The organism is Sphingobium sp. HDIP04 (assembly GCF_000445085.1).
Classification (GTDB): Bacteria; Pseudomonadota; Alphaproteobacteria; order Sphingomonadales; family Sphingomonadaceae; genus Sphingobium; species Sphingobium indicum.
Window position 1 is genome coordinate 191,404 of the sequence record NZ_ATDO01000078.1, and the last position, 23,373, is coordinate 214,776.

The following is a 23,373-nucleotide window of genomic DNA, read 5'->3' on the forward strand; positions in this document are numbered from 1 at the left end:
CCCCGTTTAGATGAGCCGGGAATCGATCCCCGTCATTTCGTGCGACCGTTGCCGGCTGCGCGTCGAAGTTCGTGAGGAAGGTCAGGACAACGGTTGGGGCCGGGCATGGGCCAAGGCCCCGAACGCTGATCCCGCCCGTCCTATGCCGCGATGCATCGGCGGCGAAACGTCGCAGGCGGATCTGTGCCCGGCCTGCATCGATGAACTCTTCGTATGGTGGACATCGCCCCCCGAACGCGCCGGCGCTGAAGAAATTGTCGCCCGCGTCCGCAAGAAGCCAAGCCGCCGCCGGCTTGCGGACATCATTGATCGGGCCCTGCGGGAACAGGCCACCGAATCCCTCGATGCTGTGCGGGAACAGCCGACCTCCATCCTGAGCGGCGAGATCGTCCCAGGGGCGCTGGCGGGCATAGAGATGCGCGCCAATCGGGTGGCCCGTCAGATTGGCGGAGAGATCGACTGATGTGCATCATCGCCGATATCGCCGACACCCTCGCCGCCATGCCGGCGGATCAGCGTTTCATGATCCGGCTCGGATCGAGTGGTTGGCATGCACTTCACGCTGCAGCCCGCTGGGTCGATGATGCGGCACCCAAGAAGAAAGCCGATTGGCTCGCGATCAAAGATCTTGACCGCGCCATTACGCAAGACTTCCAGGGCTGGTCACTCGAGCCTGCCGGATCATATCTGCCATGGCCACCAAATGATCATAGGCGGGCCGCCTGATGTCGCGCGTCGGCCTCGCTTTCCCGGAGATCGCTAGTCCCTGCACGTGCCCGGGCTGCCAGCGTCTCGATCAGGAATTCCCCAACGACGGGCGTCAACTCGCCCTCACCGCAACCAATCACCCCGACCCTCGTCTGCCGGCATCCCCCCTCTCAACCGCCCGGCAGGCGAAGGCGAAACGAGCCACGCGTCTCGTTTCGCCCCGCGCCGGCATCGTGCCCTGTGCCGGCGCGGGGAAATCTTCACCCACAACCCTCCCCACCAAGGAGAAGTCTACCAGGAGAAGCCCCATGTCCGTTACCACGATGACGATCGACGCGCTATGCGTCTCTCCCTTCAACGCCCGCCGGAATCAACATGATGCCAACGCTATCACCGGCATGGCAGAGTCCCTCGCCACCCGCGGCCAGCTCTATCCGCTTGTCGTGCACCCCATGCCCGCCAAGCGCGGCAAGAAGCGGTCCTATGGCGCGCTCGCTGGCGGCCGCCGCCTCCGTGCTTTCGCCCTGCTGATCGAGCAGGGCCGTCTGCCCAGCGATCATCCGATCGACGTCATCGTCCGCGACATCACGGACAAGGGCGAGCTGCACGAGCTGAGCCTGTTCGAGAACCTGGTGCGCGTCGATCTGCGCCCCTACGAAGTCTATGCCGCCGTAGCCCGTGCCCATGAGAATGGCCGCACGCTGAAGGAAATCGCGGACACAAACGGCCAGACGATAGAGACGGTCCGTCGCTGGGCCCGGCTCGGCAATCTGCACCCGACCATTTTCGCGGCGCTGGAAGCCGGGGAGATCGGCCAGGACCAGGCGAAGGCCTTTGGCGCGACGGACGACGTCGCCCTGCAGCTCCATGTGTTCGAACAGATCGCGCGCTATGAGCTCGGCGATTGGCGCCGCAACGCCGCCGAGATCCGCAAGCTGCTGAAGGTCGGCGATAGCGATCTGGAAAAGCAGCTGCGCTTCGTGGGCGAGCAGGCCTATCGCGATGCCGGCGGCCGTTATGAGCTTGACCTCTTCGCCGACGCGGCCGACCAGCGCGGCCGTGTCATGGACGAGGGGCTGCTGCTGCAGCTCGCGGACGAAAAGCTGGAATCAATCCGCAAGCGCGTCCGCCGCCAGACTGGCAAGGAACTGCGCTTCGAACCGGCGCCGCCGCGGCTGACGCTCGGCAATTACGACCAGGGCATCGACAACAGCCTGGAAATCACGGCCGAGCCCGAACCGGCCAACGCGGCCGACGCGGCTGCGCTGGCCTCCGTCGTCTATGAGATGACTCATCTTGAGTCATGGGCGGCGGCCGCGCTGGACGATGAAGAGCTAACAGACGATCTCCGCGCGCACTGCATCGCGGCGATCGATGAACATTACGAGCCGCTGGAAGCCATGCTGGCGCAGCTGCAGGATCGCATGGAGATCCCGCTGCCCGGCAGCCAGGTCTATGCCACGCTGCAGGTGCTGCAGGACGGCGAGACCGAACTGCGCTTCTGGTGGGCCAATCGCCAGGCGAAGCAGAAGGCGGAAGCGGCCGCGCGGAAGGACCCGGAAGCACCCCAGCCGAAATCGGTGTCGGCGGGGCCGATCGGCAAGCCGGTACCGCTGCCTGAAAATCGGCAGTCGCTGGCTACATCGGGCGCGGCGATCAGCCGCGATCATGGCAGCAGCGAGCGGATGGTCGCGGACAACATCATCCGGGACGAGCACGGCCTGACCATGGAAGGCATCCAGGTCATGCGATCGATCCGGCGGGAAATGCTGCGCGCCGCCCTGATCGAGGACGCGCTCACCGGGGCCAGCGATACATCCGTCGCGCTCGATTATCTCATCTGGTCGCTGGCCCGCGACCGCCTGACGGAGATCGATCTGGATCTGCCGGGCCGTTACAGCCACGAGCGAGGCATTGCGGGCCTCAGCGCCCGGTCTGAACCGATGCTTCCCAGCGTCGGCGCGCATGTGAAGCGGACGCCAGCGCACGCCACCTGGAGCAAGGCGGTGGCGGAGCTCAAGCAACACCCGTGCATCACCGCGCCGGATCTCGCCGCCGCGTTCGACGCGTTCCGCGCCGAAGGTTTCGGCTTCCGAGAAAAGGTGGCGGCGGTTGTCGTCGGCTGCGCGCTTGAGCGCTCCGCCAATGCGCCGGGCTATCAGGTCCCCCTCCATGATCGCCTGGCCGTCCTGGCAGGATTCGGGGACGCGGAAGATCAGCGCGAGCTGGTCGAGCCGACCGAGGAGATGCTCGACATGCTGCCGCGCGACAAGCGGCTGGAACTCGTCCACCCCCACGTCACAAACGCCGAATATCGCGGCCTGGAGAAGCTGAAGGCCGCGGAGCTCAGCGCGCCCGTCGTGCGCGCCCTGAAGAAGGCCGACGCATGGGTCCATCCGATGCTCCGCTTTTCGGCCGATCTCCCGGGCACCCTGGCCCGCACCTTAGAGGAGGCGGCGGCATGACGCGCAAACCCGCCTTCGCACCGCCGATCGGCAGCCTCCCCGTCCTGCAATATCTTCAGCCCACCCAGCTGAAGGTCGATCCCTCCTATCAGCGGTCTATCGAGAACGCGGCCAGCCAGAAGCTGATCGCCTCGATCGCCAGGGACTGGAATTGGGATCTGTGCCAGGTCCTGGTCGTGTCCCGCCGCGGTGATCAGGGGCTGTTCGTCGTCGATGGCCAGCACCGCCTGCAGGCGGCGCTGATGCGCGGCGACATCGCCCAGCTGCCCTGCGTGCTCGCGAATTATGATTCCTCGCAGCAGGAAGCGGCGGTCTTCGCCAAGCTGAACCGTCAGCGCACCCCGCTGAAGGCGATCGACATCTTCCGCGCGGCGGTCGCCGGGCGGGATCCGGAAGCCTGCAGGCTGATGAGCCTCATGACCCAGGCGGGCGTCCAGCTCGCCACCAGCACCAACAACGTCCATCAGGCTCCAGGGGCCGTGTCGAACATCGGCGGCATCCGGGAAGCGCAACGCACCTATGGCGACAAGTCGACGCTGAAGGCGCTGCGGATCCTCCGTACAGGGTTCGACGGTCAGGTGCTTCGCTATGCCGGTACCATCTTCGGCGGCATCGCCGGCACGGTGGGCGACGCCGAAAAGTCCGGCCATCCGGTGAGCGAAGCCCTGCTGGTCGCGGTGCTCGCCGGCGCCGACCAGGCCGACTGGTTTCGCGACATCATGGCCCACAAGGGCAAGTTCCCCGAAATGCGCCCCGCCCAGGCAGCCACCCACATCATTTCGACCGCCTATGAAGAGGCGGCCGCTGACGACGAGGTAGTAGCGGCATGATCTTTTCCAAACTGATCCGCATCGCTGCCGTCCTGCGTCGGGCGAATGGCGAGCGATGGAACACTGGCGACCTTGCCGTCTGCATAAGGGCGAATTGGGGTGAAGCGGTCCCCGAAAGCCCGAAGGTCGACGACCTGCTGCGGGTGAAGCAAGTCTGCATGAACGGCCTGTTTCTGCATTTCGAGGGGAAGCCTAGCCATCTGTGTTGGGAATCTTGCGCATTCCGCAAGGTCGTTCCCGATAACCGCGCCGCGGTCGACGAGGAATGGGTAGAGCAGCTGCAGCACCTGCGCCGGAAGGAACCGGCATGAAGGTCCTCCCCATCAGCATCCTGGATGCAACGCTCCAGGCGATCCGTGAGGGAAGCCAGGTCCAGATGCGGCGTCCCACCGGGTTGCTCTCCCGCTGCAAGCCGGGTGACTGCCTGTGGATCCGCGAGCGTTTCCATCTGGACGCGCAATGGGACGGCCTTAGCCCGACCGCCGCGGAGCGGCAGGGCGCTCGTCCCTTCTTCGCGGCCGGCGTCCTCCCGGACCAGGTCGGCCGCCGCCGCTTCGCGCGGGAACTGCCGCGGTCGTTCCATCGGTCGCACCTGCAGGTCACGGCGGTCAGGATCGAGCGGCTGCATGACCTGACCGAGGCGGATGCGCTGAAGGAAGGGGCACTGGATAGGGCGGACTTCGCCCGCCAGTGGGACGCGATCCAAGCACCAAACAGCGCGAGCCTGACCGGCGCCAAGATTCGCTGGGCCGACAATCCCCAGGTCGTGGTGCTGACCTTCGCGCATATCCCCGCGCCCGTCCCCAACGCAGCCTTCGCCGCGAGCCGGCGGGCGGTGGCATGAAATGGCACATGATCTTCGCCGCCCTCGTCGCGATCGGCGTGCTGATGCTGTTCAGCATGACCGATTTCGGCACCCTCCCCTTCATACAAGGACGACGCGATGACTGCGCAGATTTCGCAGATTGATGACGTGCCGGATCTGTCGCTGCCCGCCGGCAAGACCTGCGGCGACTGCTTCCATATCCGGCGGTGCAAGGCGATGTTCGGGCACGTCGAGACGGACACCTATTGCGATTGGTATCCGATCCGCTTTCGCGCCGCTCCGGAGGAAGGCGAGGTGACGCGATGAGGCGCATCTCCATCATCTGGCATGACCAGGTGCGCGGCACGGTCCCGGTCGCCTCCGGCATCAGGCCCCCGATCAGTCCGGAGGATCTCGCGGCCATCCCGGCAGGGCTGTTCATCAGGAGCCGCTCATGGCTCTTCGACGTGCGTCCAGGCGATTTCGTATTTGAGCTTCGGCGCGTCAATGGCCGCCCGGACGTCGTGATTGTGGCCAGCCACAAGCTCGGTCCAGGCGACATCGGCTGCATCGTGGGGTTCGAGCCCGCCGAGATGGAAGACATATGCGTTCCCGACGAGGAGATGCTCGGCCTTGCGGATCGCATCGCGGAGGGGCTGCGCAAAGATGGTCTGTGAAACCGTCAAGCTGCCGAGCGGCGGCACCGCTATCATCTGTTCGTCGCGCCGGCGGCCGCGCTGTTCATGCGGTCAGCTGGCGCCGTTTCTCTGCGATTGGAAAGTGCCGAACAAGCGGAGCGGCACCTGTGACGAGCCGCTCTGCGCCGACTGCGCCAGCTCGCCGACGGCCGACAAGCATCTGTGCCTGAAACACCAGGTCGCATTCGAAAAATGGAAGCAGGGACGAGCACGGCAATGAATGACCACCCCATCACCATTGAGATGCTGGAGGAAGGTCATCTCCTGCTGCTAGGCACCACCGGCGCCGGGAAAACCTATCAGCAGCGCGGCTTCCTAGAGCGCCTGCGCTATAACGGCCGCCGCGTGGGCGCGGTCGACAAGCTGGGCAACCATTGGGGCCTGACCCTCTCGCTGGACGGGAAGGCTGCCGGCTTCGACTTCGTCATCTTCGGCGGCAAGCGGGCGCATGTCCCGATGACGCCGCTGGATGGTGAGCGGCTCGGCCGGCTGTTCGTCGAGCGCAACATCCCGGCCATCTTCGACGTCAGCCAGTGGAAGTCGGACGAACAGCTCGAATGGATGGAGGCGTTCGCCGACGCGGTCTTCCTCCACAATGATGGGCCGCTCCACCTGGGACTGGACGAGGCGCAAAGCTGGGTGCCGCAGGGCGGCGGTGGCGACGCCTTCCGATCGGTGCTGCGCCTGGCAGAACAGGGGCGGGGAAACGGCATTCGCCTGATGATGGCCGCCCAGCGCCTCAGCCGCATCGACAAGTCCGCCGCCGGCATGGCGAGCGTCGTCGTCGCGATGCGGCAGACGGGCACGGCCGACCGAAAGGCCATGCGTGATCTGTTGGCGGCCGACGCCGATCAGATGGCGATGATCGAACGCGATCTGCCCGGCCTGCCGACCGGAACCGGCTTCGTGTGGGATCCGCTGCGCGGCACGCTCCAGGCGCACGCCTTCCCGGCGAACATGACCTTCGACAGTTCCCGCACGCCGCGCCACGGCGATGCGCCGCCGGCAGCGATCCCGGCCGCGTCGGACCTTGTCGAGGAACTGCGCGGCCTCCTTATGCCCGCTGGTGCAGCGCCAGCCTCCGCGGGCTATCCTGATGACACAATCCCGGTCGATCCGGCGGAAGCGTGGGAAAAGGGAAGCGCGATCGGATCGATGCTGCAGGAGCGTGACGATCGGATCGCGGATCTGGAGCGTGCCAACGGCTTGCTGGAAGAAACGGCACGCGAGCTGGGACGTCAGCGTGACGACCTGCTGGGTCTGCCGGAACGGATCAGCAGTTTGGCGGGCCGCTTCATCAACGACCTTCAGGCGTTGATCGAAGGGGAGCCCAAGAGACGAGTGGATGACCTCGGCTCCGTCCAAGACGCTCGAAAAATGTCCATGGACGGGCCGCAACGCACGGGCGAGACGGGTGCGAAGCGAACGGCGGCGGAACGAGTCGTGACAGCCGGAGAGACGGCTCCGACCTCCCAGCGGGAACTCCGATCATTGGCGGTTCTGGCCGCCATCTACCCCGCTGGCCTTTCGGAAGCCGCCTGGGCGGGGCGGGCCGGTCGATCGCGGAAAGGCGGCGCCTGGGCAAGCCAACGGAAACGCTATGTCGACGCGGGTCTGACGGAGAAGCGGGACGGGCGATGGTTCGCCACCGCGGACGGCGTCATCGCCGCTGCCGGTGCAGTTCCGACACTGCCGCGCCCAGGTGCGGACCTGATCGCCTGGTGGGCATCGCGTCTCGGTGCCAGTGGCAAGCTGCTTTTGACGCTCCAGGACCATGTCGGCGGCCTCAGCCGGATCGAGCTCGCGCACTTGGTGCGGATGACGGCCAAGGGCGGCGCGTTCAGCGGCGCGGTCGCCGAGCTGAAGCGCAACGAACTGATCGTCGAGCGCGACAGGCGCCTTCGTATCTCACCATCCCTAACAGGAGAAACTAGCCATGGCTGATGCTGCTGCGGCGCCGGGTTCCGCCGGCGCTGATGCCCCCCTCGTCATTCGTCCGGGCGACCGGCTTATCGATCTCAAAGAGGTGAAGGCCCGCACCTCCCTCAGCACCGCGACGATTTACCGCCGTCGCGGCCGCACTTTCCCGAGGTCCTATCCGATCAGCGAATCCCGCGTCGCCTGGCTCCAGTCTGACGTCGACCGCTGGATCCAAGAGCAGATTTCCAAGGGCCAATAGCGTCAATCACCGGCGGCATTCCGGGAGTCATTCCAGAAAATTACGGGGGCAGTTGTTATGTTTATCAATATCTTGGGCGATGAAATCGGTTCCTGTCTCCCCGACCACCTGCCCGCAATAACGCGATTTCACGTCTGGCGCGGCCTGCATCCCACTCCGGATCGGCGGATGTCAGCGGAACAGCAGCCACAAAATGATGATGATGGGAATGGGCACGCCCAGCAGCCACAGCAATATGCCTTTGCCCATCTGATCCAATCCTCATCCGTTTCGCTCCTCCTCCAACTGTCCATGCCCGGCAGATGTTCCGCCATGCCCGTCGGCGCGGATTAGGCCGTTTGGACAAATTCGGAATGTCGGGAAATGGCCGGTAGCGGACGTCAATGCTTCCCCTCCCCTTCAGGGGAGGGGATTGAGGGGTGGGGGCGTGCCCAACCCGCGAACTTAGCCTTTGAGGCACTCCCCCACCCCAACCCCTCCCCTGAAGGGGAGGGGCTTAGTGGCAGATCTCCACCCAAATCCCTTAGTCCGGCGAGTCTTGAATTCGTCCACGCCGCCTAACGAACCGCAGTTCCCAAAAGACGAAACGCCACCGCAGCCGGTCCTTCCGCGAACCGGTGGCGATGGCGTTTCAGACAAGGGCGCGCCGCCCCAGCGTCACAACTCAGAACGCATAGTCGATCTGCGCCCAGAATTTCTTCGTGTCGGCATCGCCGGTGAAGCTGGCGATGCCCTTGCGCTGGTAATCGGCATATTTGACGAGCGCGCTCAGATGCTTGTTCAGCTTCAGCGTAACCTGCGCATTATATTCGTCGCCATAATGGATGGACAGGCGATCGCTGCTGAAGCGGTGGAAGGTGAAGGACGCCACCAGCGGCCCCGCCTTGCCGACCTTCGGCACGGTATAGGCGACCCCGGCATAATAGTCCTGAATGCCGGTGCCGGGCGTCGTCAGGAACTTGTCGGCCCAGCCGTTGAACTTGTGCAGCGTGGCGAAGGGCGTCTGGAAGGCGAAGCCGCCCGCGATCCCGGTCGCGCCCCCATCCGACCCCAGCAGTTCATAGCCGCCCGTCAGCTTGAACGCGGCCACGTCCAGGCCCAGTTCGGCCGTTACGAAATCCGCCGAATAGTCGACCGGATTGGTCGCATAGTCGCTCTGCCGCGCATAGCTGGCGAGGTAGCTGAGCTTCACCTTCTTCGTGAAGGGCACCGCGCCCGCGAAACGCGCGCCATAGGTCTGGCTGCTGTTCCGGCGCAACGCCACGACCGCCTCATCCTCGTCCACCAGATAGGCGAAGCCGGTCAGCGTCCCCAGCTTGGTCTTGTAGGAGATGTTGGCGAAGACATCGTCGCCCTCAATGTCCGTCGGCCGGTTGGCCGAACCGAACTTGCCGCCGTCTATGCCCCAGATGGTCCGCGCCGCAATCGCGTAGGTGAGGTCGACCTTCAGGTTCTTGATCCCCATATATTCGACGCGCACGGCATCGAAGGTCTGCTCATTCTGCCGCCAGGCGACCGAACCGACGAAACGCTGGTCGTCCAGGTTGATCCGCTGGCGGCCCACGGTCACGACCAGCGGCTTTGTGCGGTACTGGATCTGCACCCGGTTGGCCTCGACCGTCTCCGGATCGGCGACGATGGGATAGAGCGTCTTCCCATTGACGCCGCTGTTATAATCCTCATCGATCGCCAGCGTGCCTTCGGCTTCGGCCAGGAAAGCCCAGGGGCCCTTCGAAATCTCGCCGCCTGCGCGCAACCGCATCGTCACGGCATGGGCGTCGCGGCTGCTGCTGAGCGGCGCGGGACCGGCCTGATCGACCGTCTCGTACCGCAGGCGCGCCTCCACGATGGGCTTGAACACGACATCCTGCGCCAGCGCCGGCGCCGCGACCGCGGACAGTCCCATTATTGGGGCCGACGCCGACAACAGGAAAGAAACCTTCTTCATAAATCCCCCTTCATTTGCTCCCGATGGCTTTTCTGGGCCTATTCAGGGCATCCTCTCCAAACCGGATTTTCAGGCGGCGAGCGTCGCCGGATTGCGGTAACGCTCGTGCAGGAAGTGGATGACGGCGGAGCGCGCCTCCGCATATTCGAGCGTGTCGATGGCCTCCAGCCGGTTGCGGGGCCGCGCCAGCGTCACGGCCCGGTCCTCGCCGATCCGCGCCGCCGGGCCGTTGGTCATCATGACGACCCGGTCGGCCAACAGAACCGCCTCGTCGACGTCATGGGTGATCATCAGCACCGTGTTGTTGAGCCGCGCCTGCAAATCCATGACCACATCCTGCAACGCCGCCCGCGTCAGCGCGTCCAGCGCGCCGAACGGCTCGTCCATCAGCAATACGCGCGGGTTCATGGCGATGGCGCGGGCGATGCCGACGCGCTGCTTCATGCCGCCGGACAGTTCGCCGGGGCGCTTGGCGGCGGCATGGGTCATCTGGACCAGTTCCAGATTGTGCATGACCCAATCCCTGCGCTCGGCCTTGCTCTTGCCGCCCGCCGTCTTGTCGACCGCCAGGCGGACATTCTCCTCGACCGTCAGCCAGGGCAGCAGACTGTGGTCCTGGAAGACCACCGCCCGGTCCGGCCCCGGCGCGTCGACCAGTTCGCCATCGAGGAAGATCGCCCTCCGCGTCGGCTTGACCAGCCCGGCGACGGCGTTGAGCAGCGTCGACTTGCCGCAGCCCGAATGGCCGATCAGCGCCACGAACTGGCCCTTTTCAACCTCCAGGTCGATCCCATCGAGCGCGCGGAAGCGCCCTGCCCTGGTCGGAAATTCGACGGTGATGCCCTCTAGCGCGAGATAGCTGCGCTGTTTCATGACAATGCCCTCCCCTTCTCAGCCTGCGCGGCCGATGATGCGGCCCGCAAAGGCGACGATGCGGTCCAGCGCGAAGCCCACCATGCCGATCCAGATCAGCGCGACGATGGTGTCGGTCAGCAGCGAGCTGTTGTAGCTGTCCCAGATGAAGAAGCCGACGCCGGTGCCGCCCTGCACCATTTCGGCGGCGACGATGGCGAGCCAGCTCATGCCCACGCCGATGCGAAGGCCGGTGAACATGTGCGGCACGGTGGCGGGCAGCATGATGCGGACGAAATATTCGACCGGATTGAGCGCCAGCACCTTGGCGACGTTGCGATAGGCGACCGGCAGCGTCTGCACGCCCGCCGCCGTGTTCAAGATGATCGGCCAGATCGCCGTGATGAAGATCAGGAAGATCGCCGAAGGCTGCGCCTGCTGGAAAATGGCGAGGCTGATCGGCAGCCAGGCCAGCGGCGGCACGGTGCGCAGCACCTGGAACAGCGGGTCGAGGGCGCGGAAGGCGAAGACGCTCTGCCCGATCAATATGCCCAGCGCCACGCCGATCACCGCCGCGATGCTGTAGCCGATCAGCACGCGGCTGAGGCTGGTCAGCACATGCCCGGCAATGCCGACATCGCCCCCATCCTGGATGCTGAAATGCGTGAAGCCGATCTCCACGCCCTTGAACGGGTGGATGATCACCTCATGGCTTTCCTGCCATACTTTGAGCGGGCTGGGGAAAGTCGCGTCCGGCGATCCGCAGAGCAACTGCCAGAAGGCCAGCAGCACGGCGATCATCACCATGGTCGGCAGCATGCCCGCCGCCAAGGACCGGGCGCGGCGCACCAGCGGGTGCACCGGCGCGGCCACCGGCTCGAAGCTGCGGCGGGCGATGGCTTCTTCGGGATAGGGCACGATGACCCCCAATTCGGCGGCGGCACCGCCGGCCGAAGCCGACGGTCCACCATTTTTGCTGGGCGATGGCGACGCCATGCTGCTCTCCTTGCTCATCTGGCCTTGCTCATCAGATCCGCTTGATCGCTAGGCTGGCGAGATAGGCCTTGGGATTGGCGGGGTCGAAGGTCTTTCCATCGAAGAATTTTTCGACCCCCCGGCTGTCGCTGGCAGGCCCCTTGCCGCCCAGCATCGCGGCGGCCTTGCGCCAGATGTCGGACCGATTGACCTTGGCGATCACGCCCTTGGTGTCGAGCGACATGGGCAGCTTGCCCCAGCGCTGGTTTTCCGTGAGGAACCAGAGATCGTGGCTCTTGTAGGGAAAGGAGGCATAGCCCGCGAAGAACTTCATCTTGAAGGCCGCGTTCGGGAATTTGCGCCCGTCGCCCATGTTGAAATTGCCCTGCAAGCGGTCGGCGATGTCGGTGATCGGGCATTTCAGATAATCGCGACCCGCAATCGTGCCCGCCAGCCGGGTGATGTTGCCCGGATTGTCGGCCCAGCGCTGCGCCTCGATGATCGCAGCCGTGATCGCCTGCGCCGCCCTGGGATATTTCGCCACCCAGTCGGACCGCATGGCGAAGCTCTTTTCGGGATGGTTCATCCACATCTGGCCGGTCGAAACGGCGGTGTAGCCAAGCTGCTGCGCGACCAACTGGTCGTTCCACGGCTCGCCCACGCAGAAGGCGTCCATGGTGTCGGCCTTCATGTTCGCGACCATCTGCGGCGGCGGGACGGTGATCAGTTCCACATCCTTGTCCGGGTCGATCCCGCCGGCCGCCAGCCAGTAGCGCAGCCACATGTCATGGGTGCCGCCGGGGAAGGTCATGGCCATGGTGATCTTCTTGCCCGCGCCCTTGCGCTGGGCGATGACGCCCTTCATCTTGGCTGCGTTCATGTCCGCCTTGGCGCCCAGATATTCCTTGGACACGGAGATGGCCTGGCCGTTGACGTTCAGGCGGGCGAGGATGCTCATCGGCGTCGCCTTGCCGATGGCGCCCAGCGTCAGTAGATAGGGCATGGGCGTCAGGATATGCGCGCCGTCAATGCCGCCGCCGCCGCTGCCCAGCACCAGATTGTCGCGGGTCGCGCCCCAACTGGCCTGCTTCGTCACCTGCACGTCGGGCATGCCATATTTGGCGAAGAAACCCAGTTCCTTGGCGATGATCAGCGGCGCCGCGTCGGTCAGCGCGATGAAGCCCAGCTTCGCGCCCGTGACCTCCGGCCCCGTACCGGCCGCGAACGCGCCCGACGGAAAGGCCTGCTGCACCGCGGCGAACAGCGCCGCCGTTCCACTCGTCTTCAGCAGTCCGCGCCGGTCGACGCCATGCCGATTATCCCCCTCTGCCATTCCCCAATGCCCTTTCCTTGTTGATCGTGACCGCCGGAAGCAGTGCGCGACCGGCCATCGCCGGAAGCGGTCCAGCGTGCGAAATCGATGTCGAAAGCCGCCCGGCGGCATCCATGCCGCCAGCGAAAATCAATAAAAAAAGCCGCCGGAACGCAGGTCATTGACCTTGTCCAGGCGGCGTCATTGCCATGTCGGTCCTTAGAAGGACCGCAGTCGAACCCTCGCCGTCATCGGCAGGTTCAACCTATGTGTCGAAGCGCCCATGCTTCGACGGGTCGAAAACTGTCACCGATTGCTCCGAGTCGCAAGCGAAATTTTTGCATTGCACAAACTGCAATCGCTCCGCCTTTTCCTGCATTCGTCCGCAGGCAGCACGGAACCATGCATGCCCGCCCAAGACAGAATGCGCCACGGTGATCGAAGCGAAGGGATTTGGTGGGCCCGGCAGGACTCGAACCCGCAACCTAGCCGTTATGAGCGGCCAGCTCTAACCATTGAGCTACAGGCCCCACCTTGTTGCCCGGATAGGCAGCATCAGGCCGCTTGGCAAGCCTGTCCTCGCGGTTGGACCGCCTTGAGGAAGGCGTCGAGCGTCGCGGGTCGGACATTCCGCTTGTCCAGATGATCGAGCACTGCGTCCCACCAGCCATAGAAGGCTGTCCTGTCGGCCTCGTCGCGCACATAGCGCGTATGCCCCGGCTCCAGCGTCGGGGAATGGAAGCTGAAATTCAGCACCGGCGCGCCTTCCCGCAGCAAGGCGTCGATCGCGGCGATGGCCTCCTGCGCGCCGATGCCTTCGGGCGTCAGCGGTATGCGGCTCAACATCCCGGTTCGCGCCAATGCGCCGGCCACCGGCCCCATGCGCTGCACGGTCCGGTACAGCCGCTCGCCGCCCACGCGCAGCAGGCCGGCAAAGGCGGTGGACAGCGGCAGCTCCACCAGGCTCCGTCCCGGTCCGGCCCAATAGGGATATTGCGGCAGGCCTTGGAAATCCGGGCCATATTGCGCGCTGTAATCGAATCGGCTGCGCACCGAACTGTCCAGCCGGAACCCCGCCTCCTCCAGCAGGCGGGCGCTGTTGGGCCCGACGCCGTAGCGGCCGGCCCGGTAGGCGACGGGCCGCGCGCCGAAGCGTTCCGCGATCCGCTGGCACAGCGCTTCCAGCTTCGCTCGCTCCACCGCCTCCGGCAGAAAGCCGACATAGCTGTTGGCGGCCGTCACCTCCTCGACATGCGGCGGATTGACCCAGGGATGGAGATGCGCGCCGATGTCGGCCGCGCCGTCGGCCAGCCAGCGTCCCATCATCGCCGCCGCCGCGTCGCTGTCGACCACCGGATAGTCTGTCACATAGACGGGCTTCACCCCGGCGGCCGCGAAATAGGCCTGGCCGCGTTCCATCCCCTGCAACGCCGTCACGCCATGGCCCGTCCGGCGGAAGGGGGCGTTCCAGTCGAACTCCTCCTCCGTATCCACGAACAGCATGAAGCGCGTGCCGAAATCCGGATCGAGCATGATCCTGTCCTCCGCCGCCGGGACGCGGAGCAGGTTGCCGTCATGGGAAAGCGTCGTCATCCCGTCACCGCTACCCTGATTTGGTTGCGATAGGGTTTCCCCCGGCGCATCAGGCGCTGCCGACGGCGTCCTCCGTCTCCGCCATGGCCGGCACGGCGAGCAGGAAGCGGCCCGGTTCGATGTCCAGCGCGCCGCCGCACCCGGTCGCCAGGCTGCGGATCAACCGCAGGGAAAAGCCCAGGCCCAGCAGCGGCCCGTCCGCCCAATTGCCGTCCGGCATATAGCCGGGATCGAGCAGCCGCTCCTCCTCCATTCCCGCCAGCGTCGACGGCCGGTCGATGGCCAGCACCACGCGGCCTTCCGCCCCGTCCGGCTGATACCAGCAGGCGCCGGTCAACGCTTCCCCCGCCGGCGAGACGGAGATCAGCGTGCGCAGCAGATGCTGGATCATCCGCTCCCCCTGCACCGGGTCGATCCGCACCATCGGCAGGCCCCGCGCCATGGCGATGTCGATCTGCGCGCCGTCGCCCTGTTCGCGGAAGCGGGTCGACACCTGCGTCACCAGAAGCGCGGGATCGATTGCGCGGGGCGGCTCGGTCCCGCCCTCGCCCCGCGACACCCGGGCCGCAAGGTCCAAATCGTCGAAGGCCGTCAGCAAATGCCGCGCATCCACCGCGATCTTGCCCGCCATGTCGCGATATTCAGGACCGGCCGGACCGAACAGCTCCTGCTCTATGATCTCGGCAAAGCCCAATATCGCATTCAGCGGCGTGCGCAGTTCATGCACCAGTTGCCGGATCGAATCGGCGGACAGGCCCGCGATGGACACGGGTTCGGCACGCGGTTCGGCGGCGACTTCGTGGAGATAGGGCCGCCGCGCCTGCCCGCGATAGCCCTGGAAGCGGCCGGAGCGCGGATCGAAAAAGGGCGTCGCCGACAGCCGCCACTCGCCCGCCATGGTGCCGCCGACGATCGTATAGCGGCCGTTCTGAAAACCGCTGCGCCGCATGAAGGCGCCCGCGACATGGCCGTCCGGGCCGCTGCCGCCTTCCAGCGCCGTTTCATTGAGCGCAAGGCCGATCAGCGCCGCCCGCGGCCCCTGGTCGATCCAGACGATCGTCCCTGACGCATCGGTTTCGAAGGCGAAGGCGCGCGGGCCGGCGATGGCGGGGCGTTGCGGCGCTTCGTCCGCGTCGCCTGCGCGCCGGGCGCTGGTGAAGCGCGCTATCCGGTCGACCAGGTTGCGGATCTGGCTGCGGTCTTCCTCCGCCGGCTCGGCCGGGGCCGGATCGACCGGGGGATCGGCAGGAACGATCATCGCCTCTGTCAGCAGCATGTCTTCCTGCTCGACGACGACATCGCTGGTCAACACCAGGTCGGTCGCGCCGAAAGCCTCCAGCCCCTGCAACGTCGCGGGGCCAAGGTCGCGCCGCGACCGCAGCACGCCGCGCGCCGTGGGCGTCAGGCGGGGCAACATCTCCACCCAGGCCGCATCGGACAGGCGCGCGCGGGACATGGCGGCGGCCGCGATCGCCGGGCGATCATTGGCGAAGAATTCGACCAGCCTGGGCGACCGCAACCGCCCGCCCAATTCCACCACGGTCGCGATCCGCTGCGTTTCCGACAGCTTGGGCAACAGTCCGGCCAGCCGTTCCAGCAGGGCCGCGCGCTCCGCATCGGACATGATCGGACGGTCATGCCGGTCATTTTGCGCCAGCAGATCCACGCATTGCCGCCACAAGGTGACCGCGCCCAGGCCGCTGCGTCCTTCCGCGGCGAGAACCGTCTGCATGAGATCGTTGAAGCGCACCAAAATTCCCCAAATTCCAGCCCCGGCGCAGCGCTGAACAACCTTCGCCGGAGAGATCGTTACACAGGAATAATGCTTCGGGCCGCAAAGGGGAAGGGCCGCGGACGGGTTCTTATGCGAACGTCGCATAGTGGGACAATTGCATTGTCCTGAAATATTATTATGGTAACGCCATATTAACAGGCAAGGAAATAAGCGGAATAATGGCCGGCCCCAATATTGACGACATCGACCTCCAGATCCTGGGCGAATTGCAGGATGACGGCAGGATGACCAATGTGGAGCTGGCCCGCAAGGTGGGCCTGACGGCTCCCCCCTGCCTGCGCCGCGTCCGCGCATTGGAGGAAAGCGGCGCCATCAGCTCCTACCATGCCGTGGTCAACCCATCGATGCTGGGCTATACCATCACGGTCTTCGCTATGGTCAGCCTGAAAAGCCAGGCCGAAGCGGACCTCAAGGCGTTCGAGGACCATATCGCCACCCTGCCGGAGGTGCGCGAATGCTATATGCTGAACGGCGAGATCGACTTCATTCTGAAGGTGGTGGCGAAGGATCTGCAAAGTTTCCAGCAGTTCCTGACGTCAAAACTGACGCCCGCCCCCAATGTCGTGAGCGTGAAGACCTCGCTCACCATCCGCACATCGAAGAACCTGCCGGGCGTGCCGCTCCCGGTTTGAGAAATCCCTGGTTGGCGAGCGGAATGGACCATGAAGGAAATGGACCAGTCGTCGCCTTGCCCACCTATCCCGCAGCCTTGACGATTTCGGCCCAGGCCGCTTCGTCGATCACTTCGATGCCCAGAGCGGCGGCCTGTTTCAGTTTGGAGCCCGCGCCGGGGCCTGCGACGACCAGGTCGGTCTTGGCGCTGACCGATCCGGCAGCCTTGGCGCCCAGGCGTTCGGCCTGCGCCTTCGCCTCGTCGCGGCTCATGGTTTCCAGCTTGCCGGTGAAGACGACGGTCTTGCCCGTGACCGCGCTGGCGGTGGTTTCGACCACATAGTCGGGCGGGGAGACTTCGCTCAGCAGGTCGTTCCAGACCTCCACATTATGCGGTTCGTGGAAGAAATCGGCCAGCGCGTGGCCGACCGCCGAGCCGACATTCTCGACCCCGATCTGTTCGGCGATGGCCTTGTCCAGGCGGTTGCGGAAGCGGCTTTCCTCCTCCCCCTCCGCAGGCTGCGCGGCGTCGCGCAGGCAGATGATCTCCAGCGCGAGGGCGTGGATCGCCGCCAACCTGGTATAGCGTTTCAGCAGGTCGCGGGCCGTCACCGCGCCGATATGGCGGATGCCCAGGCCGAACAGCAGGCGGGCGGCGTCGGGCTGGCGCTTGGCCTCTATGGCAGCGAGGAGATTGTCGACGGATTTCTCCTTCCACCCCTCCCGACCCAGCAGGTCGGCGCGGTGCGTCTTCAGGCGGAAGATGTCGGCCGGTTCCGCGATCCAGCCGAGGTCGAGAAATTCCTCTATGCTCTTTTCGCCCAGCCCCTCTATGTCGAGCGCGGCGCGGCTGACGAAATGGCGCAGCCGTTCGAAACGCTGGGCGGGGCAGATGAGGCCGCCGGTGCATCTGATGTCGACCTCCCCTTCCTCGCGCACGGCTTCGGACTGGCAGACGGGGCAATGGTCGGGGAAGGCGAAGGGCGCGCGCGGATCGTCGCGGGTGAGGTTGTCGACCACCTGCGGGATGACGTCGCCTGCGCGCTGGACGACGATGCGGTCGCCGGGGCGCACGCCGAGGCGGGCGATCTCGTCCGCATTGTGCAGGGTGACGTTGGAGACGACGACGCCGCCGACGGTGACGGGGGTCAGGCGGCCGACCGGGGTCAGCTTGCCGGTGCGGCCGACCTGGATGTCGATGGCCTCCAGCGTCGTTTGCGCCCGTTCGGCGGGGAATTTATGGGCGATGGCCCAGCGCGGCGCCTTGGCGACGAAGCCCAGGCGCTGCTGCCAGTCAAGCCGGTCGACCTTATACACCACGCCATCGATGTCGAAGGGCAGTTCGGCGCGGGCGGCTTCGATGGCGCGATAGTGGGCGATCAGCGATTCCAGCGTGTCGACGCAGGTCAGGCGGTCGGAGACGGGCAGGCCCCAGCTTGCGATGGCCTGCATGACGCCGAGCTGGGTTTCGGCGGGGACGGCGCTGACTTCGCCCCAGCCATGGGCGAGGAAGCGTAGCGGGCGGCTGGCGGTGACGGCGGCGTCCTTCTGGCGCAGCGAACCGGCGGCGGCGTTGCGGGGATTGGCGAACTGGCGGGCCTTTTCGGGGTCTTCGGCTTCGGCCAGCAGGCGTTCGTTCAAGGCCACGAAATCGGCCTTGGCCATATAGACTTCGCCCCGGACTTCGAACAAGTCGGGGACGGTGTCGCCGGTCAGGCGCTCAGGGATGTCGGCAATAGTGCGGACATTGGCGGTGACGTCCTCCCCCGTCGTGCCGTCGCCCCGCGTGGCGGCGAGGACCAGTTCGCCCTTTTCGTAGCGCAGCGAGCAGGACAGGCCGTCGATCTTGGGTTCGGCGGTGAGGGCGACGGGGGCGTCTTCGGGGAGCGCGAGGAAGCGGCGGACACGGGCGATGAATTCGGCGATGTCCTCGTCCGCGAAGCCGTTGTCGAGGCTCATCATGCGGACGGCGTGCTGGACCTTCTTGAGGGCGGAGGTGGGGGCCGCGCCGACCTGGGCGTTGGGGGAATCGCTGCGGACGAGGTGCGGGAAGGCAGCTTCGAGCGCATTATTCTCGCGGATCAGCGCGTCATAGGCGGCGTCGGTGATCTCCGGCTGGTCCTGATCATGATAGAGCCGGTTGTGGCGCGCAATCTCCCGCGCCAGGCGCATGAGGCGATTGGCGGCTTCGGCTTCGGTCATGGACGTAAGGTCGGTCATGCGCCTGTCTTTAGCGTCGGCCTTTGCGCACGGGTAGCGGATATTCTGGGTCCGCGGGGGAACAGGGTTGTCGAAATGGTTATTGGTGAAAAGAGGAATGTCGGCTTAACGACGAGCCGAGGCCGACAATTGACAGAAACACATCGGCATTATCCGATGTGTTATTGACCACCCGCATTCCATCGGATAATTCCGATGCATGGAAACTGAAGCGGCGCTCTCAATTCTTGCGGCTCTCGCGCATCCAACCCGCCTGGCGACCTTCAGGCTGCTGGTTCAGCATGAGCCGGAAGGCCTTTCGACCGGGCAGTTGGCGGAAGCTGGCGGGCTGAGCCAGAGCACATTCTCCACCCATCTGGCGGTCCTGGTAAAAGCCGGGCTGGTCGTTCCCGAAAAGCGCGGGCGACGGCAGATACAGCGAGTCAGCATCGATGCGTTGCGCGGCCTGATGATCTTCCTCGCCAAAGACTGTTGCGGGGGGCGCGCCGAACTGTGCGAGCCGCTGCGCGCCGAACTCGCCTGCTGCTGAAGGACCAGGGCGTGACCGACATCGTCATCTATCACAATCCGGAGTGCGGGACGTCGCGCAACGCGCTCGCGATGATCCGCAACGCCGGAATGGAGCCGCATGTCGTCGAATATCTGAAGACGCCCCCCGCAAGGGCGCTTCTTGTCCAGCTCATCGAACGCGCCGGCATGTCGCCTCGCGACCTGCTGCGCGAGAAGGGCACGCCCTATGCCGAACTCGGCCTGGATGACGAGACGCTGACCGACGACGCCCTTATCGACGCGATGATGGCGCACCCGATCCTCATCAACCGGCCGCTGGTCGTGACGCCGCTGGGCGTGAAGCTGTGCCGCCCGTCGGAGGCGGTGCTGGACATTCTCCCCGCGCAGCAGCGCGGCGCGTTCGCGAAGGAGGATGGAGAGCAGGTCGTCAACGCGGACGGCAATCGCATTCGACCGGCATGAACCACCGCGCTGTTCTGGCCGAGGCGCTTGGCAGCCTGCTGCTGTTTGCGACCGTCATCGGGTCCGGGATCATGGCCGAGCGCATCGCGGGCGGGAACATCGCCATCGCGCTTCTGGGCAACACGCTGGCGACCGGCGCGATCCTGTTCGTGCTGATCACGATGCTGGGGCCGGTGTCGGGCGCGCACATGAATCCTGCCGTCACGTTCGTCATGTGCATGCGCGGCCACATACGCATCGACGCGGCGCTGGCCTATGCCGCCGCCCAGTTGGCGGGCGGGATCATCGGCGTATGGCTGGCGCATCTGATGTTCGACGTCCCATTGCTCCAGCTATCCGCCAAGTTGCGCGGCGGCGGCGGGCAATGGGCCGGTGAGGCCATCGCTACCTTCGGTCTGGTTCTGACGATCATCGGAACCGTGCGGATGCGCCCGGAAAGCGTGCCGATCAGCGTCGCCCTCTATATCGTGGCCGCCTATTGGTTCACCTCTTCCACCAGCTTCGCAAACCCCGCCATCACCCTTGCCCGATCGCTGAGCGACAGTTTCGCCGGGATCGCCCCATCCTGCGTGCCTGCATTCGTCGCCGCGCAGATGGGCGGCGCGATCACCGCTCATATCGTCAGCGGACTCGTCTTCCCCGCAGCCCCGCAAAACGCCGCCCTTGCCGATGGGCCGTGACCGCTTGCCGGCAACGGCGCTCCTTACACGAATGACTGCAAGTGGTTGCTTGCGGCCGGGCTACTTCGGGAACGCGGCTGCTTTATAGCTTTTCCAGCAGGCGTTCGGCCTGGGCGCGGGCTTCGGCTGTGATTTCGGCGCCTGAGAGCATGCGGGCGATTTCCTCGCGGCGTTCGCCGTCGCTCAGCGCATGGACGCCAGTGCGGGTGACGGTGCCATCGCTGGATTTGGCGATCAGCATATGGCCGGCGCCGCGTGCGGCGACTTGCGGGCTGTGGGTGACGACGAGTATCTGGTTGGTTCGGGACAGACGGGACAGGCGCTCCCCGATGGCAGAGGCTACGGCGCCCCCTACCCCGCGGTCGATCTCGTCGAAGATCAGCGTGTCCGCGCCGCCCTGCTCCGCCAGCGCGACCTTGAGCGCGAGGATGAAGCGGGAGAGTTCGCCGCCAGACGCGATCTTGACCAGGGGGGCGAAGGGCGCGCCGGGGTTGGTGGATATTTCGAATTCCACCCGGTCCATGCCGTGGGGGGCCCATTGCCCCTCCTCCTGCGGCGCGACGACGGTGCGGAAGCGGGCGGCGTCCAGTTTCAGCGGGGCGAGTTCGGCGGCGACGGCGGCGTCCAGCTTTCCGGCGGCTTGTCGGCGTTCGGCGGAGAGGGACTGGGCGGCTTCGCGATAGGCGGCGGCCTTCGCCTTCACATCGGTTTCCAGGGCGGCGAGATGGTCTTCCCCGCCCTCTATGGCAGCCAGTTTCGCGGCCATCTCGTCGCGCAGGGCGGCGAGGTCGTCGGGTTGGACCTGATGCTTGCGGGCCAGGCCGCGCAGGTCGAACAGGCGGGTTTCGATGGCGTCGAGGCGGGCGGGGTCGAAGCTCAAGGCCTCGGCGGCTTCGTTGAGGCGGTCCTCCGCTTCGCTGGCTTCGATGACGGCGCGGTCGAGGGCGGCGAGGACTTCGGCCAGCGGTTCATATTCGCTGACGATGCGGTCGAGGCGGCGGGCGGCCTGGCGCAATTGGGCGAGGCCGCCGTCGGAGCCGGTGAAGCATTCGGTGACGGCGGAAAGGTCGTCGGAGAGGCGCGCGCCCTTCTGCATGGTGGCGCGTTCTTCGGCCAGCGTGGCTTCTTCGCCGGGTTCGGGGGCGAAGCGGGTGAGTTCGTCCACCGCGTGGGTCAGGTAATCGCGGTCGCGGGCGGCGGTCTCGACGCTGGCGCGGCTTTCCGCGAGGCGGTCGGCGGCGGCGCGCCAGGCGTGATAGGCTTGGGCGACCGCGCCCGTGTCGCAGCGGCCATAAGCGTCGAGCAGGGCGCGGTGGCCGCGTGGGTTGAGCAGGCCGCGGTCGTCATGCTGGCCGTGGATTTCAACGAGGGCGCTGCCGAGGTCGCGCAGCAGGGCGGCCGAGCAGGCCTGATCGTTGACGAAGGCGCGGCTGCCGCCGTCGGCCTTGACGATGCGGCGGATGATCAGCGGTTCGCCCGGTTCGATGTCTATGCCGTTGTCGGCCAGCAGGTCGATGGCGCGATGATCGGCGCGGGGCGTGTCGAAGGTGGCGGCGACGCTGGCCTGCGCTTCCCCGTTGCGGACGAGGCCGCTGTCGGCGCGGGCGCCCAGCGCGAGGCCGAGCGAATCGAGCAGGATCGACTTGCCCGCGCCGGTCTCGCCGGTCAGCACGCCGAGGCCAGACCCGAAATCCAGGTCCAGCGCCTCGATCAGCACGACATTGCGGATGGAGAGAGCGGTCAGCAAGGCGTCAAACTCCCCCCTCCCTTCCAGGGAGGGGCCGGGGGTGGGTGTGCCGCGCCAGCGGCGCTTCTTTCAACGCCAGGGCGGAACGCTCGCTTTGCTCGCGGCCCACCCCTGGCCCCTCCCGCCTGCGGGAGGGGAATAATTCAGGTCAGGCTTTGTTCGGATGTTCGCGCATCAGCTTGTGGCTACGCTCATACCATTTCGAACCCGGATAGTTGCGGCCCAGCACGGCGGCGGCCTTCTGCGCTTCGGCGGGGATGCCGAGCGAGAGATAGGATTCCACCAGGCGCTCCAGCGCTTCGGGGGTGTGGGTGGTGGTCTGATATTTGTCGATCACGGTGCGGAAGCGCAGCGTGGCGGCAAGCCATTGGCCCCGGCGCTGGTAGAAGCGGCCGATCTCCATCTCCTTGCCCGCGAGGTGATCGTTGACGAGGTCGAGCTTCAGCCGGGCGTCGGCGGCGTAGCGCGTGTCGGGATAGCGGCGGATCAGTTCGCCCAGCGCGTCCAGCGCCTGTTGCGTCACCTTCTGGTCGCGAGTGACGTCGGCGATCTGCTCATAATAGCAGAGCGAGATCAGATAATAAGCGTAGGGCGCGTCCTTGTTACCGGTGTGGATCGACAGGAAGCGCTGCGCCGCGCCGATCGATTCCGGATAATCCTTGTTCATATAATAGCTGAAGGCGGACATGAGCTGCGCCCGGCGCGCCCAGGGGGAATAGGGATGCTGGCGCTCCACCTCATCGAACAGGGCGGCGGCGAGCTTGTACTGCCCGCGATCCAGGCGATATTTGCCCGCATTGTAGAGCGTGGACACGTCGCGGGCGACATATTGGGTGTCGGCCTTGTTCTTCGACGTCGCGCAGCCCGACAGCAGGGCGGCGAGCAGAAGCGGTGCGGTAGCCGCGCCGATGCGCGTCATGGTTTTCGTCAGCATGGCCGGGTCATAGCCGAGGGAATGGCCCTCGCCAAGCGGCAGAATGGA

23 protein-coding genes and 1 tRNA gene are annotated in these 23,373 nt (G+C 65.8%); 14 read left to right on the forward strand and 10 right to left on the reverse strand.

Annotated features, from left to right (window positions below; genetic code table 11):
- Nucleotides 1-10: 10 nt before the first annotated feature.
- The 10 genes from L286_RS34160 to L286_RS0124525 all read left to right on the forward strand — a co-directional run bounded on the left by L286_RS34160 (nt 11) and on the right by L286_RS0124525 (nt 7,685).
- Nucleotides 11-463: a hypothetical protein gene (locus L286_RS34160; protein WP_029986783.1), complete on the forward strand. Its 453-nt coding sequence runs from the start codon at nt 11-13 to the stop codon at nt 461-463.
- On the forward strand, nt 463-726 hold the full coding sequence (locus L286_RS34165; protein ID WP_020820942.1) for a hypothetical protein: 264 nt from the start codon (nt 463-465) through the stop codon (nt 724-726). Before L286_RS34160 ends, L286_RS34165 begins: the two co-directional genes overlap by 1 nt.
- Nucleotides 726-3,173, forward strand: coding sequence for a ParB/RepB/Spo0J family partition protein (locus tag L286_RS34170; RefSeq protein WP_084498518.1), 2,448 nt, complete (start codon nt 726-728; stop codon nt 3,171-3,173). Before L286_RS34165 ends, L286_RS34170 begins: the two co-directional genes overlap by 1 nt.
- A complete protein-coding gene (locus L286_RS0124520; RefSeq protein ID WP_020820944.1) occupies nt 3,170-4,003 on the forward strand; it encodes a DUF6551 family protein in 834 nt (277 codons plus the stop codon). Before L286_RS34170 ends, L286_RS0124520 begins: the two co-directional genes overlap by 4 nt.
- A complete protein-coding gene (locus tag L286_RS34175; protein WP_020820945.1) occupies nt 4,000-4,314 on the forward strand; it encodes a hypothetical protein in 315 nt (104 codons plus the stop codon). Before L286_RS0124520 ends, L286_RS34175 begins: the two co-directional genes overlap by 4 nt.
- Nucleotides 4,311-4,847 (forward strand): hypothetical protein, encoded by a 537-nt coding sequence (locus L286_RS34180; RefSeq protein WP_020820946.1) that lies wholly within the window; start codon nt 4,311-4,313, stop codon nt 4,845-4,847. Before L286_RS34175 ends, L286_RS34180 begins: the two co-directional genes overlap by 4 nt.
- Nucleotides 4,848-4,946: 99 nt before the next feature.
- Nucleotides 4,947-5,135 (forward strand): hypothetical protein, encoded by a 189-nt coding sequence (locus L286_RS34185; RefSeq protein WP_020820948.1) that lies wholly within the window; start codon nt 4,947-4,949, stop codon nt 5,133-5,135.
- Entirely contained in the window at nt 5,132-5,485 is a 354-nt protein-coding gene (locus L286_RS34190; protein WP_020820949.1) for a hypothetical protein, read from the forward strand. Before L286_RS34185 ends, L286_RS34190 begins: the two co-directional genes overlap by 4 nt.
- Nucleotides 5,486-5,722: 237 nt before the next feature.
- Nucleotides 5,723-7,450 (forward strand): ATP-binding protein, encoded by a 1,728-nt coding sequence (locus tag L286_RS34195; protein ID WP_020820950.1) that lies wholly within the window; start codon nt 5,723-5,725, stop codon nt 7,448-7,450.
- Nucleotides 7,443-7,685, forward strand: coding sequence for a helix-turn-helix transcriptional regulator (locus L286_RS0124525; RefSeq protein ID WP_020820951.1), 243 nt, complete (start codon nt 7,443-7,445; stop codon nt 7,683-7,685). Before L286_RS34195 ends, L286_RS0124525 begins: the two co-directional genes overlap by 8 nt.
- Before the next feature lie 664 nt (nt 7,686-8,349).
- On the opposite strand, the gene L286_RS34200 is transcribed toward L286_RS0124525, so the two are convergent.
- The 7 genes from L286_RS34200 to L286_RS34230 form a co-directional block, all read right to left on the reverse strand.
- Nucleotides 8,350-9,633: an alginate export family protein gene (locus L286_RS34200; protein WP_020820952.1), complete on the reverse strand. Its 1,284-nt coding sequence runs from the start codon at nt 9,631-9,633 to the stop codon at nt 8,350-8,352.
- Nucleotides 9,634-9,702: 69 nt separating this feature from the next.
- The gene (locus L286_RS34205; RefSeq protein WP_021223344.1) at nt 9,703-10,506 is read right to left on the reverse strand and encodes an ABC transporter ATP-binding protein; all 804 of its coding nucleotides are present in this window, start codon (nt 10,504-10,506) and stop codon (nt 9,703-9,705) included.
- An 18-nt stretch (nt 10,507-10,524) separates the two neighbouring features.
- Nucleotides 10,525-11,481 (reverse strand): nitrate ABC transporter permease, encoded by a 957-nt coding sequence (gene ntrB, locus L286_RS34210; protein ID WP_235181733.1) that lies wholly within the window; start codon nt 11,479-11,481, stop codon nt 10,525-10,527.
- Nucleotides 11,482-11,512: 31 nt separating this feature from the next.
- Complete coding sequence (locus tag L286_RS34215; protein WP_020820955.1) at nt 11,513-12,793, reverse strand: CmpA/NrtA family ABC transporter substrate-binding protein; 1,281 nt, start codon at nt 12,791-12,793, stop codon at nt 11,513-11,515.
- Nucleotides 12,794-13,226: 433 nt separating this feature from the next.
- A tRNA-Ile gene (locus L286_RS34220) sits at nt 13,227-13,302 on the reverse strand.
- Between the two features lie 25 nt (nt 13,303-13,327).
- Nucleotides 13,328-14,365: a polysaccharide deacetylase family protein gene (locus tag L286_RS34225; RefSeq protein ID WP_020820956.1), complete on the reverse strand. Its 1,038-nt coding sequence runs from the start codon at nt 14,363-14,365 to the stop codon at nt 13,328-13,330.
- A 49-nt stretch (nt 14,366-14,414) separates the two neighbouring features.
- Entirely contained in the window at nt 14,415-16,118 is a 1,704-nt protein-coding gene (locus L286_RS34230) for a sensor histidine kinase (RefSeq protein ID WP_020820957.1), read from the reverse strand.
- 200 nt (nt 16,119-16,318) lie between these two features.
- Here L286_RS34230 and L286_RS34235 point away from each other — a divergent pair, with 200 nt between their 5' ends.
- The gene (locus L286_RS34235) at nt 16,319-16,792 is read left to right on the forward strand and encodes an Lrp/AsnC family transcriptional regulator (RefSeq protein ID WP_007689069.1); all 474 of its coding nucleotides are present in this window, start codon (nt 16,319-16,321) and stop codon (nt 16,790-16,792) included.
- A gap of 64 nt (nt 16,793-16,856) precedes the next feature.
- Here the strand turns inward: L286_RS34235 and ligA are convergent, their stop codons facing one another.
- On the reverse strand, nt 16,857-18,992 hold the full coding sequence (gene ligA, locus L286_RS34240; RefSeq protein ID WP_020820958.1) for an NAD-dependent DNA ligase LigA: 2,136 nt from the start codon (nt 18,990-18,992) through the stop codon (nt 16,857-16,859).
- Between the two features lie 199 nt (nt 18,993-19,191).
- Between ligA and L286_RS34245 the strand changes: the two genes are divergently transcribed.
- Genes L286_RS34245 through L286_RS34255 form a run of 3 tightly spaced genes read left to right on the forward strand, consistent with a single transcriptional unit; the run spans nt 19,192 to nt 20,644 of the window.
- Nucleotides 19,192-19,521, forward strand: a complete 330-nt coding sequence (locus tag L286_RS34245) for an ArsR/SmtB family transcription factor (RefSeq protein ID WP_020820959.1) — start codon at nt 19,192-19,194, stop codon at nt 19,519-19,521.
- 11 nt (nt 19,522-19,532) lie between these two features.
- The gene (gene arsC, locus L286_RS34250; protein ID WP_025160995.1) at nt 19,533-19,964 is read left to right on the forward strand and encodes an arsenate reductase (glutaredoxin); all 432 of its coding nucleotides are present in this window, start codon (nt 19,533-19,535) and stop codon (nt 19,962-19,964) included.
- Nucleotides 19,961-20,644, forward strand: coding sequence for an aquaporin (locus L286_RS34255; protein WP_020820961.1), 684 nt, complete (start codon nt 19,961-19,963; stop codon nt 20,642-20,644). Before arsC ends, L286_RS34255 begins: the two co-directional genes overlap by 4 nt.
- Before the next feature lie 82 nt (nt 20,645-20,726).
- On the opposite strand, the gene recN is transcribed toward L286_RS34255, so the two are convergent.
- Nucleotides 20,727-22,391, reverse strand: a complete 1,665-nt coding sequence (gene recN, locus L286_RS34260; protein ID WP_020820962.1) for a DNA repair protein RecN — start codon at nt 22,389-22,391, stop codon at nt 20,727-20,729.
- Between the two features lie 148 nt (nt 22,392-22,539).
- Complete coding sequence (locus L286_RS34265) at nt 22,540-23,325, reverse strand: outer membrane protein assembly factor BamD (protein ID WP_020820963.1); 786 nt, start codon at nt 23,323-23,325, stop codon at nt 22,540-22,542.
- Nucleotides 23,326-23,373: the final 48 nt, after the last annotated feature.